Source organism: Paenibacillus sp. WG02, from assembly GCF_055396115.1.
Genome location: NZ_AP036016.1, coordinates 3,492,888 through 3,508,337 on the forward strand (window position 1 = coordinate 3,492,888; position 15,450 = coordinate 3,508,337).

The window sequence follows — 15,450 nt, forward strand, 5'->3', positions numbered from 1 at the left end:
GGGCATGCAGCTCTTTGTAAATCCAATGAACACCGTAGGGAATGACGAATGAGAGGAGGGTACAGATCAATATCATGCCTGAAGGCAACCTTCCTATGAGAGAAAACCACATACTTGCCTTACTCCTTTGTCGTTTTGATGTTGTTTCCGATACGCCTTATAATGACTTCTGCCTGCACGTTAATCTCTGATTGTGTGAAAATATTTAATCCCTGATCCCAATCATTTTCTATTGGCTTCCATAATTTATAATGATTTTCATATAAAAAAGCCCCCAGTCCCAATGCATCTTTTTTATAAGTTTGTTGGAGTTTTTTAATTGCTTTAAGGGTATTGGCTTTAACTACATCTTCCAGACTTTTCTCTAAATCTTTAATTGCTTCTGAATTAGAGGGATCATATTCGGACATCGACTTATCAAGAACGCCTTCAGTTGCGAGTTTAATATTGAACTTAAACTTTGTTGGACTAACTTGCTGCATGGTAATTTTCCTTTTCGTTCTTTCCGCTCGGAAGGCAAAGGTGTGATTCTCAATTTTAGCTTCGATGATACCGCCTTTAATTTGCTCAGTGACGAAGTTTAACCCCTGTGTTTCATCGCCTTGCAAGAATCCGACCAATTCCTTGGTGGTACCATCGAATATAGCTGATCCGGTCATCGAAACCCCTTTCTCTTCCAATTTTACGGTTTGAATAGGGAAGCTTTCATGTTTGACCAAAAATTCATGGACATCACCAATACGTGATTCGGGTAACATGAAATTTGATTTTCGATCGTTTCTGGCAATAGATGTAATATAATCGATAGGTGTGGGTTCATTAAAAGTAGGAATATCTAGAATATCTGCGGCTTTGCCATCGGCAATCAATATTTGAACGCTTCTTCGCATTTCATTATTACGTAAGAAAAAATCCAACAAATCGGCGAAAATTTTATCGTCTTTGGCTACTTCGCTGGAAACGATAATGATTTTTAGATGTTCGAAATAAGGGGAACGACTTGTCCTGGCTGCCAATTTTGCACTAACGGCAGGCATTGAGTTTTCTGTTGTTGATAAATTAAAGTAGGCTTTACCTGAACTGCCAGATCCTCTTTGTCCTTGACTGCTTTGTTTCAGCCCACTGGGTACGACAATCTGATAGGTTCCCTTGAATTTGTGTTTCGAAATATGGCTGTAATCGATAGCAACGCCGATTACAAACCCGCGTTGGTCAATTTCTATACGATCCCAGCAGCCTGTTAAAAGGAAGAGGATGCAGATTAGACTGGGCCAACAGCTCCTTTTTTTAAGAAGCATCACTATTCACTCCTCGAAGTTTAGCAGCAACGTGTATGAGGATAGGAAACATTATGCCGACAAATAATCCTACATAGCTAATGATACTGCTTATTTCATCGAAATCAGCTAAGTTTCGTGGGAACATGCAAAGTAAATAAATGACTGGGCTTAGTAGGAATACCCATGTTTTTTTCTTCGTTTTGGTAAAAACGGACATAAACAGATAGATGGAACAGTCATAAGCCATCATGGTTGTGGTGAAGACAGTCATAATCCAAATTGTAAAAAAAATAGATTCAAACCGCTCAAAGAATGCGCCTGGAATTTGCATTTCCTTGGCAAGCTCAACGGCGGGATACGTAATTTGTTGAAGGGCGAAATGTGAAAATACACCAACGCAAGTAAGGTAGATTGCCATATATAGTACTACAGGAATAGCTACTCCGAAGACAACGGCTTTGGGGGCATCCTTTGGGCGATTCATTAGGGTGATGTAAATTAAGATGACTTCGAAACCAAAAAATGAGAATGCGCTGGATTGCACGCCTCTCGCCAAACTTTTCCAATCTGAGATCATAAACGGTTTTAAGTCATCCAGGTTAAATATGCTCATGCTAAAGGTGAGTACGATTAGTGAGATGGCGATAACAATGGGTAAGAATAAAATGTTAAGACGAATAATACCGACTCGGCTGCCAGAAACGGCATATACGACGACCAGTAAGAAGGTTAGGGATATCGCTTCAACAGGTGTGCGCTCAAATAGATATTGTTTGGAAATATTAGCAATAGCCCTAACTTCATAAGCGCTATATAGGATGAAGTAAAGGGCGAGAGAAATGATTGCAATGAGGGCAATAGGCTTCGTGACGGCTGCTTTGGCATAAGCGTAATAACCTTGTTTGCTAAAATGAATGGCAATTTTGGCAAGCATCCAGGCTGTGCCGATGGCCAGAAAGCCTGCCAGCAGTATGGATACCCACCCGTCAGAAGATTGAACCGTTTTCGCTAGTTCCCTCGGCAGAAAGAGTATACCAACGCCAGTAATCATGGATGAAATCGTGATAATTATATCCACGTAGCCGATCTCACTATCGCCATATTCAAAAGATTTCATCCTCTATTTCTCCTTCCTTTCATTCTCTGTTCATTTTTTGTTTGCATCATTTTTGGCCGCTTTGTTACGAACAACAGGGGTGATCTTAAAATGAGATCTTTCCAGTCCCGTAATAAAATTGGCGCAAAAGGGGTGGAGTATGGAACGCCAAAGCTCTTCAGGTTTACCAAGTGGATATTGATCATGATGTAGGCTAAGATGATCCCGTATAAGCCAAAAAAAGCAGCGACCAACATAATGCTGAATCGCATGACGCGCAGTGAAATGGCAAACGAATAAGACGGCAGGGAGAAAGAAGAGATAGCAGTGACGGCTACAACAATAACCATAACAGGATTTACTATGCCGGCAGCTACAGCTGATTCTCCAATAACTAAACCACCTACGATACCAATGGTTTGGCCGATTGGTTTGGGCAGTCGGAGTCCTGCTTCCCTTAAAAGTTCGAGCGTGAACTCCATAGCGAAGGCTTCAACAACTGCCGGGAATGGCACCCCTTCCCGTGCTCCAGCGATAGAGAAAGCCAACTTGGAAGGGATCATCCCATGATGGAATTCGAGCAAAGCAATATAAAGAGCTGGCAGAAAGGTAGCAATGAAAGCGGAAATTAATCGAAGTACCCGCGTCAGCGTTGAGATGAGCCAATTCTGATAATAATCTTCAGGTGATTGCAAACTTGAAGCGAATGTAATCGGCAATATGAGGGCGAAGGGGTCTCCATCTACCAGAATGGCAACTCGACCTTGGAGAAGTGCCCCAGATACTCGATCAGGTCGCTCCGTATTCATAATAAGAGGAAATGGACTTAGGAAGCTGTCAGCTATCCATTGCTCCAAGTAACCTGACCCTTCAATATCATCTATATCTATGGTCTTTATTCTGCGAGTAACTTCTTTCACAAGGTCGGGATGCACAATATCAGCAATATAAGTAACGATTACCTCACGTCTACTTCTTTGCCCGATTTGATAGGTGTCAAAAACAAGGTTGGTTTCTTTCATTCTTCTTCGAAGTAAAGCAGTGTTCGTACGGATGTCTTCAGTAAAACCTGCTCTTGGTCCCCGAATGATTGATTCAGTTTGCGGTTCTTCAATTGAACGTGTTTTCCAACCGCAGCTAGAAATGATGATGCATTGTGAGAGATTGTTTAATAGAAGAATCGTATCGCCAGATAGAATAGCCATTAAAGCGTCGTCCAGAAGTTCAACCGTCTCCAACTCATAAGCCGTTAGAATTTGCTGCTTCAATACTTTTATTAATTCCGAAGATGAGGTGACTGCATGATCAAAGGAATGAAGCATCGGGCTTAGTAATTGATCATTAATCATAGCGATGTCGACCAGACCATCAATGCTGACTAATGCACACGGATATTGGTTTGTACCGATTGTAAAATGTCTAATGAGTAGATCGCTTGGATGGTGCAGGATCGTCTGAATGGTAGTCAAATTTTCCTGTAATGACGCTGATAATGGTTTACTGGAATCTGAACTTGAAGTGTTTGGCTGGTTGTGAACCTGAGGGGTTCGAAGCAGACGTCTTCTGCCAAATAATTGTTTGAACATGATGCAGCCCTCCACTTTCGAATAGCTCATCAGTAATATTTACCACTTCGGTTAGAATTAATCGGTTATTGCAATTTCTTAGGCGGTACTACCCAAACATAGTACTTTCCCTTCTTTTAAAAAAGCTTACAATGGAGAGTAATTTGATGGATAAGAGAGAGGGGAGAGCGGTTTGTGAGGCGAAGATGAAACTAATCGGTCTGGTATACGTCTAATAACAAGTGTATTTATTTCTGGAATTTTGTTATTCTGGTAGTTGCAAGACTGCCATCGTTTTTTTATTCTAAAAGAGTTGCAACCTTATGAGGCGCTGCTGCGTCTGTAAGATTGCAAGAGGGAGGGATCCCAGTGGTAGCACCCGAACTGGTAAGATCTGCACAAGCCGGTGATCGTGATGCTCTCATTACCCTATTGCGAGAAATTGAGTCTCACGTATATCGAACCGCTTATTATATTTTGAATAATGAACAGGATGCCCTCGATGCTTCACAGGAGGCACTCCTTCGGATTTATACAAAAATTAATTCCTATGAAGAAAAAGCGCTCTTCAAGACGTGGGTACAGCGGATTGTAACGAACATCTGCATCGATAAATTTCGCAAGGCGAAACCAACGGTTTCGATTGATGAGCATGATATGACCTTTACAGCAGAGCATAATGTTGAACAGGAAATGTTAGTTGGATATTTAGCCAAAGATATTAGAGAAGCAATCGAAAAGCTTCCCGAACACCATCGATCTGTTGTTGTTCTCCGTTATTTGCAGGACTTTTCGTATCATGAAATTGCAGAATCTCTAAACCTACCGTTAAACACGGTGAAGTCTTACTTATTTCGAGCTAGACAGCAATTACAGTCGCTGCTCCAAGAATATCAGAAAGGAGGTGTTCGGGGATGAATTGTCAAGAGGTGATGGAATTTATGCAAAGACAGCTGGATGGAGATTTAAATGCGAAAGAGGAAATTGAGCTTCATGCTCACCTGATGCATTGCTTGGACTGTGCACAGATGTTTGAACGTTTACAAAGATTGTCCGATGAACTGACCCAGTTACCTAAGGTCATTCCTCCATACAGTTTGGTCGATGCTATCATGCCGCAGCTGGCTGATATAGATAGACATGCCGCGGCGTCCATTACCGACAAGGTGGCTGCTTTCGGCACCAGTGCTAACCAGTCAGCTTCTATGCAGCCTCCCAAACTCCCTTGGACACGCCGTTTAGGATTACAGTTCTCCTGGAAATTCGCAGGTGGCGTCGTTGCCGCAGGTCTTATCCTTGGTTTCTTCGCATTCAATCTGAAGCATCCTGTGCTGGAACAAGCAGATGATTTGATGCAGCCAAGGGCTAACAAGCAAAGTGCCGGACAGATGCATAGCACGGCGGCATCCGATTCAAACGCCGCACAAGATACTGCCAAAAAGAACGCGGCAAATAGTGCAGACGCGAAGCAGGCGGCCCCTAATACCCCAGCCGCTGCTGGGTCAGTAGGGCAAGGGAAAGCGCCGCAGCCGGAAGCAACAGCGGGCAATGGGCTAGTGGGACCGCAGGCTACTACAGATGCGAAGCTGGAAGAGCCCAAAACGCTGAGTTCATCTGGGACCACAAAAGGTACGGATGGTTTGCGCCAAGCACCTTCTACCTCAGAGCCTGAACGGTTGAAAGACCCTGCTTCCGCTGGGACTAAAGTGAAGAAGGATACGGACCCTGTATCAACGAATCCGCCAACCGATAGTAAGGTACCAGAGGAGCAGAAGGTATTGAAAACGACCGATTCAACACCTACACCAGCTGCTAAGAAAGGCGGAACTACGAGTGATGTCGGAGGCATCTATTCTTTGACAGCACCAGTCGGTGCGAATCCATTGAAGTCAGCAACGGGCGTTCTCGAGGCTGTTGTTGAAGAGCAGCATGTCGTGATCCGAAACAGCTCTACCAAAGAAGTTGTTTTTGCGTCCAAGCAAGTTTGGAAGTCTGGTGATCTTATCACACTAGTGGAATGGTCTAAAGACGACAAATTATTTTATCAAGTTCAAAGTGAAGGCTCGCTTCAAACTATTCTCATTGATTTAAATACGAAAGAGGAAGCAGCTAAGTAAATTTGTGATGCGAATGCACCAATGTGATGGTTCTAGCGTATGTTATAAGATAAGGAAACGGCAATGGTTTGGTGGTTTGTCCACACGGTATAAGGTTTCTAGAGCCTTTAGCCGGTGTTTAAATAGACAAACAAAGGGATTACCTCAAGGTCTTCGGGCTTTGACGTAATCCCTTTGTTGTTGGTAAAATGGTTGCAAGGAGTGAACACTAGCTATGGACGCAAAGAGAGCATTGAAAGATATACAAGCAGGGCGCCCTGCACCGGTTTATTTGTGCTATGGTCCTGAGAAATATAAGATGAGGGAATTTATTCAGGTATTAACAGATTTGCTCATTGAGCCTGAGCACAAAGAGTTTGCAGTGAGTAAATTTGATTTAAGTGAGATTAGTCTCTCTGCGGTGCTGGAGGATGCGGAGACCCTTCCCTTTATGGTTCCGAAGAAGCTGGTCATCGCGAAGAATGCGCTGTTTTTCACAGGGGCGAAGGAAAGTTCGAAGATTGAACATCACTTGGATCGTTTGACGGATTATTTGAAATCTCCAGCCGATCATACCGTTGTGGTATTTACGGTAGATGCAGATAAATTGGACGAGCGTAAGAAGATTGTGAAAGCGCTCAAGGACCTTGAAGCGGCGGTTCCCTTTTTATCACTTAGCCCAGAAGAATTGCAGCAATGGGTAGCTAAACAAGCCCAGCAGCTGGGTTTTACGTTCACGGGGGAGGCAGCCGACCAGCTGATCCTATACACCGGAGGAAATTTGCAGTCCTTATCTGCAGAAATTGAGAAGATATCATTATATGTAGGAGTCGGTGCGGAAGCATCGGTTGATGTAATCGATCAATTGGTGGCGCGTAGTACAGAACAGAACGTCTTCATACTAATAGAGGATATTGTAAATGTAAGACTGGAACGTGCCTTCGTAATTCTCGAGGAGCTGCTGAAGCAGCGTGAGGAGCCGATCAAGATTGCGGCGCTCATCGCAAGACAGTTCCGTATCATGCTGCAGGTGAAAGAACTAAGTAAACAGGGCTATTCCCAGCAGCAAATGGCTTCACAGATCGGTTTGCATCCCTTTGCCGTGAAGGTGGCTGAAGGGCAAGCGCGCAAATATGATATTGAGAAGCTGAGCCGGATCATGTCGCAGCTTGCGGATCTCGATTTTCAAATGAAAACAGGGAAAATCGATAAAGTGTTAGGCTTAGAGTTGTTCCTTCTTAGGCTTGCTGCCTAGGAGGACGGCCTTTCGAATAGTAAAAAGTCCAGCTCTCTGTGATAGAGAACTGGACTTTTGCTTTATGTCCGTTTTATTACGCTTGAGCCGTAAGAGCGTTCAGCTTTTTAGCCAGACGGGACTTCTTGCGGTTAGCGGCATTTTTATGGATTAAACCTTTAGAAGCTGCTTTGTCTAATTTCTTAGAAGCGATAACTAGAGCTTCAGGGGTTACAGCTGTTTCGAAAGCTTTCACAGCAGTACGCAGAGCGGACTTTTGGGAAGCGTTACGAAGACGGCGCTTTTCGCTAACTTTTACTCGTTTAATAGCGGATTTAATGTTTGGCATGAAATTCACCTCCTACTTACAAAACACGTTCAACGTTACATTTGTATGTTTGCTGACAACTTTAAGTATTCTACCATGCAATAATTGAAAATGCAAGACCTGTCAATAGGTTTTCAGTGGTCTCTGTTTTTGTATAAGCGGTTGTAAATCGTAGCACAATAAGGGATGCAATGCACCCAAGGGTAACGGCTAAGCTGTCCGCCAAGGACAGGCGCGTTTACCCAGAAATATGCAAAGCTTATAATGTGAAACATATAAATTCTTATATTTAGAGAAAGGGGAACTTCAATGGACTTAAGCTCTTTTACAACACATACGGATCTTGCGTTAGATGCAAGGGATATGGCTCATGCAGCCAATCAGGGGCAACCGATACCTGGCATTGAACAGGAGTCGACGCGTGAAAACGGGATACGAGTTACCAAGATCAACGTTCTGAACGAAGAGGGCTCCAAAGCGCTTGGCAAGCTTCTCGGACATTATATAACGATAGAAGTTCCAGCTCTGCGGGAGAAAGACAGCCAACTACAGGACCGCGTCGCCACGAAATTAGCGCAAGAGTTTGAGCAGTTTCTGCGTGATATCGGCATCCCCAAGAATGCCAAAGCGCTTATTATCGGTCTAGGCAACTCGAATGTGACACCCGATGCGCTCGGCCCTCTGGTTGTGGATAATGTGATGGTCACACGTCATTACTTTGAACTAGTTCCCGATGACGTTAGTCCAGGGTATCGGGCGGTTAGCGCGGTAGCGCCAGGGGTGCTCGGAACAACGGGGATTGAGAGCAGTGACATCGTTCAGGGGATAGTCGATATGTCCAAACCTGATTTCATAATAGCCATTGATGCGCTGGCTTCCAGATCCTTAGATCGGGTCAATACGACCATTCAAATCGCAGATACAGGCATTCATCCCGGTTCAGGCATCGGAAATAAACGTAAAGGGCTGACCAAAGAAAATCTTGGCATTCCCGTGGTAGCTATTGGGGTTCCGACTGTTGTGTATGCATCGACCATCGTGAATAATGCTTTTGACTTAATGCACAAGCATTTTAGCCAGCAAACGAGCAACACAGGGCAGATTCTAGGGCTTCTTGACAATATCCACGAAGATGAGCGGCTGCTGTTGGTTAAAGAGGTGCTGAACCCCGTAGGACACGATCTGCTTGTCACGCCGAAGGAGATCGACCAGTTTATTGAAGACATCGCCAATATTATTGCTAGCGGCTTAAATGCAGCCTTACACGATGCCGTAAGTGTTGATAATGTAGCAGCCTATACGCACTAAATGATTATAAGAACTGAGTCCGCTAGTTCGGTGGATGCAGTTCTTTCTTTTTATCCATTTTTATGTAATTTGGAAGGAATAAGGTGGGGGGCGTCGAAATAAGGGACGATCAACTTAAATGAGGACGTGGTTCTGTTGAGCAGCGCAAATAAAGCGAAGCTATTCATAGGGTCATCTGCTGAAAGTGTGGAAGTAGCAGAGGCTTTGCAGTCTAATCTCCATTTTTCATTTGATGTAACCGTTTGGAGTCAATTGTTGTTTCCTCCTTCACATACAACCTTAGCTCCACTCATTAAGCAGGCGAAGTCTAGTGATTTTGCTATCTTTGTCTTTCAACCGAATGATTTGACGCTTTTGAGAGATTCATTGGTCAGCACAGTACGTGACAATGTTATTTTGGAACTGGGTCTATTTATTGGTCAAATAGGTTTGGAACGAACTTATTTTCTTATTCCCGAAAAAGAAACCTTACATATAGCCTCTGATTTAATCGGCCTAACCCCACTAACCTATAATGCGAATCATTCCTCTGGGCTAATGGCTGGCCTTGGACCGGCAACTTTCGTCGTCAAGCAAATGCTCAAAGAGTTAGGGCTGAGAGAGAAATGAAACCAAAGATATTTATAGGCTGCTCCCCTGCAAGTTCGATGTGGGCTGAATTCTATCAAGCGCAGTTGTCTTCATCATCTGAGGTAACGGTTATTAATCAGGGTGTGCTTACGGCTTCCAATCATAAATTGAAAATGCTAAAAAGGCACATTGAAGAGACGGACTTTGCCCTTCTTATTATCACGCATGCGGATTGTCATGATCCATTAGTTTACGGAAATATACTTGTATTGATAGGGCTTTGTATTGGAGAATTGGGCCACAGCCGCACGTTCATTGTGATGTCTAAGAATTGTGAATTGCCTGAGTATCTGGAGGGTTACAATCCACTGCGAATTGATGATCAGCAGGCTGTCTCTGGAATCGCGGAGCTAGCAGGTCCTCATCTCTTTCCGATAAAGCATAGTATTGGTGTTCATAAAAATCGATACAAGTTATCCGATATGAAAAAAAACGATGCTATACGCAGTTTTTTGTTCGACGCCTTGGATTCGCTCAGTGTGTCCAGCGTGGATTATGACCGCGTATTGGATAAATTCCATAAGACATTTGATACCAATTGTGGTATAATTGAGCTTCAAGAAGTGACAGCGGCAACGCTCTTTGAACTTCTCGAAGATGGTGTCACCTTGCAGCAGTTTGGCCGTGCCGGTCAGGTTAGCAACAACCACAGTTTCAACGTCAATGACCCCAATAGCTACTTAGCCGAATGTTACCGGGGCAAGGATACGAACATCTACCTAGGGCAAGCCAAGGATAAAGAAGATGGCGAGTTTGAATACATTTACTGCATTAAGCTGCATCCGACCATTGTTTCATCCATACATTTCAAAACAAGGACGGATATTCCCGCGCGCAATCATCATCAAGTCATGATGGAGTTATCGGAAAGAAATGCGAAGCTCGTGTCTTCACTCAAATCCATTGTGAAAGGAAGGATTATTTATGCTGAAGCACATGAAGAAAGTTCGTAACCGACCAACCACCGACACTAAACATAAACAGAGTGACAAGACGCTGCTCAAATTATATAACGGACCCACTGTTTTGAATAAAACAAGCGGGGTAACGATTGTAGCCAAAGGGTCATTTGATTTCGAATCCCTTGCATAGCAAGATAAACATAAGAACCCCGTGAGGGGTTCTTTTTTGACACAATAGAAAGTATAGGTTTCGAGGTAGAGCTTAAGGGTATCCCCTTTCTAAGGTGGCCATTCAAAAACTTCTGCAATTGTGCAAAGTCGGCTGTCGATTCGTTGTGGACAAACGCTAACGAACTCAGAAAACGTGATGAAGCCCAAAAGCGGGCTTTTGATAGTCTAACGAATCGAGAAAACGCTATTGCAGGAAAGACAGCCCCAAATCACGCTTTTCGCTAATGTAACGAGGCTGCGATTCGTTAGCCATTCGAGTATGCGCATGATGAGGACAATTGCGTGTGCACGGTTCGTTAGCTCTGGGACAGCTTCCAAAATCGGTCTGCAGAGAAAAGAAGATGATCATGGAGAAAGCGGATATGGGCGGTTGGAAACCTATATCCAATTCCCTGCCCAAGCTCAAACATATGGATTAGCACACAAAGGACCTGAGGCAAAGCCTCAGGTCTTTCTTTACGTTTAAGCATGTATTTGTTGTAGCGAAGCTTAACTATTATTTATTGGGCAGCCGCGGGAACGGATCTATTCATCGCTAAAGTGTGGGAAGCGCGTGGAGGTAACTGGATAGTGAGAAAACACGCTTAAATCGGGGGATCCGTCCGGAACCTCCGTAATATCTGCTGAGGTAATGAAATTCATCGCTAAAGTGTGGGAATGGTGCTAAAGCGAAGTGAGAGGTCGAAAATGCACTTTTCGGATGCTGAAAGAAGGAGGGTTAACGGGTTTGCAGCCTGAGAAGGCAGAAAAGGGAGTCTCGGAAGCTCGAATGCAGCTAATATGGCGTGAGACGTCTGAAAAGGACCTCTCAGCTGCTGAAAGAAGGCAAGTTAGCGGGTTTTGCGTCCTGAGAAGGCATAAAGGGGCATCTCGGAGGCTCGAATGCAGCTAATGTGGCGTGAGACGTCTGAAAAGGATCTCTCAACTGCTGAGAGAAGGCAAGTTAGCAAGTTTGGTACCCGAGAAGGCATAAGTGTTTCCCTCTATCAGAAAAATTCTAGTGTTTTGGTTCTATCGACGGAGCTCGTTTCATAGATTGAAGTAAGATAGATTAGGAGGAATCAAACTATGAAATGGACATCAGCTACTTTGAATCTCAGCCATGTTCGGAAAACGTTTCAGAGCGCAAGTTCCGTCGGAAAAACATTTTTTATACTCAGTTTCGGCACCTTAGCTCTTTTTGTACTTATTGGCGTAGGCGGCTTCTTGCAAAATAGAGTCATGACGACTTCGCCAGTTTCATCAATGAAGAGCTTAGCTGCATCCGTCACGAATCAGTTTTTTATCGATATGCTGGGCATGGAAGTGCCTCATCTACATAATGATCAGAAGAAATTTACATTTTCTCAGCATAATGTGTTTCATTTCGCTTTTCAGTTCATGACGGACATTAATCCAGGCGATCCCAAAAGTCTCGTGGCTAGTGAAGTTCCGGGGATGGATGCGAATAGAACGACGGTATTGGTTAAAGGGAGTGAAACGAATCCCAGTGACCCTATTGACTATCCTCCAAACTCACAAGATCTGGAGGCAGAGGCGAAGAATCCTGGGCTGTCTCCATCGCCAGAACCCTCACCTGTGGGTGGTGCGGCACCGATCACTAATCCAACAGGACAACCGCCAAGAACCGCGGGGGAAAATATCGCTTTCATTTATCAAACACATAGCAATGAGTCTTTTTTGCCAGAGCTAAAAGGTGTTACCAATCCTGATAATGCTTATAGCGATAAGGTGAATATCATTTCCGTAGGTCAACGATTAGCACAAAATTTGGAGAAGGACGGCATCGGTGCCGTACATTCCAAGACGGTCTATCCAAGTACAGTCAAAAATTTCGAATATCCGTACTCTTACAAATATTCCTTGAAAACGTTGCAGGAAGCTGCAGTTGCACATCCGGATTTGCAATATTATTTCGATATTCATCGGGATTCAGCTGCACGCAATAAAACGACCGCAACCTTCGACGGCAAAGATTATGCCCAGGTGTATTTCATCATCGGCGGTAAAAATCCGAATTGGAAAAAGAATGAGGAATTCGCGAGCAAGATTCATCAGGCGTTAGAAGCCAAGCATCCCGGCATATCCAAAGGCATTCATGCAAAAGAAGCTAGCGAAGGCAACGGATTATATAATCAGAACTTTTCGCCAAATAATATATTGATTGAGGTCGGCGGTCCATATAATTCACTGGAAGAGTGCTATCGAACAACAGATTGGTTGGCAGATGCTATTTCAGAGGTAATTTTGAACGCGAAGAAAGTGGATGCACCTGTGGTTGCCCCTAAGCAGTCGTAAAGGCAAAACTTTAAGGTATATGCTTTCGAAGCTAGTTTTGCTAAAGCAAAACTCAGTTAATGCTTACGATGCCAGTTTTCTTGCGAAAACTTAAGCATATGCTTTCGAAGCTAGTTTTGCTAAAGCAAAACTCTAAGGAGGATCTCAAAAATGAGGCTGAGGCATTTTTATGTGAAAGTAGGCTTGTTTGGACTCTTGCTGTTGTTCTGTATTTTATTCGGAGTCAGCTTGGCTTCGAGCGGTATGGACCGTATACAAGGGCCTCAGCCATCCTCTATAGCTGCACAGGAGCCGGCTGTCAAAACGCCACCAGGGAAAATAACCACAGTTAAGACGTCACCAACGCCATCTCCGAAAGGAGACACAGCAGCGAAAGCTAACACTGCAGCGAAACCAGAGGCTGAAAAGAAGTCGGAACCGGTTGCTGATCACGATAACTCATTGAATCATGTCGGGAATAAATTAGGGGACTTACTGCAGATTGCATCGCATCACGGAATTAAGTTATTCGTGTCCTTGTTTGATGCCATCTTAGGGAAAGGTTAAGGGGTACATTGCTGCAACTTCCCACAACTGCTATAATGAAAATTATTTGCATGTAGTGGGGGTTAGTCTTTAGCATGACGGACATTCGAGAAAGACAACAAAGAATTCGCAACTTTTCAATTATCGCTCATATCGATCATGGCAAGTCAACACTTGCCGACCGCATACTTGAATATACGGGCGCATTATCATCGCGTGAGATGCAGGAGCAAGTGCTGGACCAGATGGATTTGGAGCGGGAACGCGGAATTACGATTAAACTTCAGGCAGTTAGATTAGCTTATCGTGCTGACAATGGCATCGATTATATTCTTAATTTAATTGATACACCGGGACATGTAGACTTTACATACGAAGTATCCCGAAGCCTTGCCGCTTGTGAAGGCGCTCTGCTGGTTGTAGACGCTGCACAAGGTATCGAAGCGCAAACGCTTGCCAACGTGTACCTGGCATTGGAAAATAATTTAGAAATTTTACCTGTTATCAATAAAATCGATCTACCTAGTGCTGATCCTGACAAAGTGAAGCAGGAAATCGAGGACGTTATCGGACTTGATGCCAGTGAGGCTGTCCATGCTTCCGCGAAAGCCGGTATTGGGATTAAAGAGATCATCGAGCAAATTTGTGAAAAAGTACCGGCTCCGCAAGGAAATCCGGACAATCCCTTGAAAGCATTGATCTTCGATTCCCATTACGACAGCTACAAAGGTGTAATCGTTTATGTGCGTGTCGTTGATGGTTCGATCAAAGCAGGCTCCAAAATCAAGATGATGGCGACGAATAAGGTATTTGAAGTTATCGAGGTGGGAGCATTCAAACCTAGAATGTCATCTGTGCCATCCCTCGAAGTTGGAGATGTAGGTTTCATCGTAGCGGGTATCAAGAATGTTGGCGATACACGTGTTGGGGATACCGTAACTGAAGCAGATCGTCCATCACCTGAAGCGCTGCCTGGCTACCGACGGATTAACCCGATGGTGTTCTGCGGACTGTATCCGATCGAAACAACGGATTACAACGATCTGCGCGAAGCTTTGCAGAAGCTAGAGCTGAATGATGCTTCGCTGCGATTTGAACCGGAAACATCGACAGCTTTAGGTTTTGGCTTCCGCTGCGGTTTCTTGGGTCTGCTGCACATGGAAATTATTCAGGAGCGGATTGAGCGTGAGTTCAATATTCCGTTAATTACGACGGCGCCAAGCGTTATTTACCGCATCACATTAACGAATGGCGATGTGATGGAAATCGATAATCCATCGAACTATCCAGATCCACAGCGAATTGACTTCGTTGAAGAGCCATATGTCAAGGCATCGGTTATTGTTCCGAATGATTATGTAGGAACGATTATGGAGCTTTGCCAAGGCAAACGCGGTGAATATTTGAACATGGAATACCTGGATACCAATCGTGTAACATTAACATACGAGATTCCATTATCCGAGATCGTTTATGATTTCTTCGATATGTTGAAGTCAAGAACTAAGGGCTATGCTTCATTTGACTATGAAGTATCTGGCTACAAGAAATCGAATCTCGTGAAAATGGACATTCTTTTGAATTCCGAGCAGGTAGATGCGCTCTCCTTCATCGTTCACCGTGACACTGCGTATCATCGTGGCAAAATCATTTGTGATAAGCTGAAGGAACTGATCCCGCGGCAAATGTTCGAAGTGCCGATTCAAGCGGCGATTGGACAAAAGATCGTAGCGCGTGAGACGGTTAAAGCGATGCGTAAAAACGTACTCGCCAAATGTTACGGCGGTGACATTTCAAGGAAACGTAAGCTCCTTGATAAGCAAAAAGAAGGTAAGAAACGCATGAAGCAAGTCGGCAGTGTAGAAGTGCCGCAAGAAGCGTTCATGGCGGTTCTCAAAATCGACGAATAGATATAAATGAATGAGAAGCTGGGGTGGCAGAGTAACTCTGTCCCTTG

14 protein-coding genes are annotated in these 15,450 nt (G+C 44.1%); 10 read left to right on the top strand and 4 right to left on the bottom strand.

The features are described 5' to 3' along the window. Positions 1-119 precede the first annotated feature (119 nt). From ACBP55_RS15480 to ACBP55_RS15490, 3 genes are read right to left on the bottom strand one after another with little or no spacing between them, the layout of a single operon-like run. Positions 120-1,298: a Ger(x)C family spore germination protein gene (locus ACBP55_RS15480; RefSeq protein ID WP_464652679.1), complete on the bottom strand. Its 1,179-nt coding sequence runs from the start codon at positions 1,296-1,298 to the stop codon at positions 120-122. Further along, complete coding sequence (locus ACBP55_RS15485) at positions 1,288-2,397, bottom strand: GerAB/ArcD/ProY family transporter (RefSeq protein WP_464652680.1); 1,110 nt, start codon at positions 2,395-2,397, stop codon at positions 1,288-1,290. The genes ACBP55_RS15480 and ACBP55_RS15485 overlap by 11 nt, the downstream gene beginning before the upstream one ends. After that, positions 2,394-3,962 (bottom strand): spore germination protein, encoded by a 1,569-nt coding sequence (locus ACBP55_RS15490; RefSeq protein WP_464652681.1) that lies wholly within the window; start codon positions 3,960-3,962, stop codon positions 2,394-2,396. Before ACBP55_RS15490 ends, ACBP55_RS15485 begins: the two co-directional genes overlap by 4 nt. A gap of 348 nt (positions 3,963-4,310) precedes the next feature. Here ACBP55_RS15490 and ACBP55_RS15495 point away from each other — a divergent pair, with 348 nt between their 5' ends. The 3 genes from ACBP55_RS15495 (at position 4,311) to holA (ending at position 7,292) form a co-directional block, all read left to right on the top strand. Further along, a complete protein-coding gene (locus ACBP55_RS15495; RefSeq protein WP_029193553.1) occupies positions 4,311-4,859 on the top strand; it encodes an RNA polymerase sigma factor in 549 nt (182 codons plus the stop codon). Then, the gene (locus ACBP55_RS15500) at positions 4,856-6,058 is read left to right on the top strand and encodes an anti-sigma factor family protein (RefSeq protein ID WP_464652682.1); all 1,203 of its coding nucleotides are present in this window, start codon (positions 4,856-4,858) and stop codon (positions 6,056-6,058) included. Before ACBP55_RS15495 ends, ACBP55_RS15500 begins: the two co-directional genes overlap by 4 nt. A gap of 214 nt (positions 6,059-6,272) precedes the next feature. Then, positions 6,273-7,292 carry a DNA polymerase III subunit delta gene (gene holA, locus ACBP55_RS15505; protein WP_464652683.1) on the top strand — a complete coding sequence of 340 codons (1,020 nt, stop codon included), beginning with the start codon at positions 6,273-6,275 and terminating at the stop codon, positions 7,290-7,292. Positions 7,293-7,368: 76 nt separating this feature from the next. Here holA and rpsT read toward each other — a convergent pair whose 3' ends face one another. Further along, a complete protein-coding gene (gene rpsT, locus ACBP55_RS15510; protein WP_029193550.1) occupies positions 7,369-7,620 on the bottom strand; it encodes a 30S ribosomal protein S20 in 252 nt (83 codons plus the stop codon). A gap of 288 nt (positions 7,621-7,908) precedes the next feature. Between rpsT and gpr the strand changes: the two genes are divergently transcribed. The 7 genes from gpr (at position 7,909) to lepA (ending at position 15,403) form a co-directional block, all read left to right on the top strand. Continuing rightward, on the top strand, positions 7,909-8,907 hold the full coding sequence (gene gpr / locus ACBP55_RS15515) for a GPR endopeptidase (RefSeq protein ID WP_173186600.1): 999 nt from the start codon (positions 7,909-7,911) through the stop codon (positions 8,905-8,907). A 135-nt stretch (positions 8,908-9,042) separates the two neighbouring features. Then, positions 9,043-9,516, top strand: coding sequence for a nucleotide-binding protein (locus tag ACBP55_RS15520; protein WP_464652684.1), 474 nt, complete (start codon positions 9,043-9,045; stop codon positions 9,514-9,516). Then, positions 9,513-10,490: a TIR domain-containing protein gene (locus ACBP55_RS15525; RefSeq protein ID WP_464652685.1), complete on the top strand. Its 978-nt coding sequence runs from the start codon at positions 9,513-9,515 to the stop codon at positions 10,488-10,490. Before ACBP55_RS15520 ends, ACBP55_RS15525 begins: the two co-directional genes overlap by 4 nt. Then, positions 10,462-10,629: a hypothetical protein gene (locus ACBP55_RS15530; RefSeq protein ID WP_464652686.1), complete on the top strand. Its 168-nt coding sequence runs from the start codon at positions 10,462-10,464 to the stop codon at positions 10,627-10,629. The genes ACBP55_RS15525 and ACBP55_RS15530 overlap by 29 nt, the downstream gene beginning before the upstream one ends. 1,109 nt (positions 10,630-11,738) lie before the next feature. Continuing rightward, complete coding sequence (gene spoIIP / locus ACBP55_RS15535; protein ID WP_464652687.1) at positions 11,739-12,968, top strand: stage II sporulation protein P; 1,230 nt, start codon at positions 11,739-11,741, stop codon at positions 12,966-12,968. A 150-nt stretch (positions 12,969-13,118) separates the two neighbouring features. After that, complete coding sequence (locus tag ACBP55_RS15540) at positions 13,119-13,514, top strand: DUF3679 domain-containing protein (RefSeq protein ID WP_464652688.1); 396 nt, start codon at positions 13,119-13,121, stop codon at positions 13,512-13,514. Between the two features lie 74 nt (positions 13,515-13,588). Beyond that, positions 13,589-15,403: a translation elongation factor 4 gene (gene lepA, locus ACBP55_RS15545; protein ID WP_029193545.1), complete on the top strand. Its 1,815-nt coding sequence runs from the start codon at positions 13,589-13,591 to the stop codon at positions 15,401-15,403. Positions 15,404-15,450 lie beyond the last annotated feature (47 nt).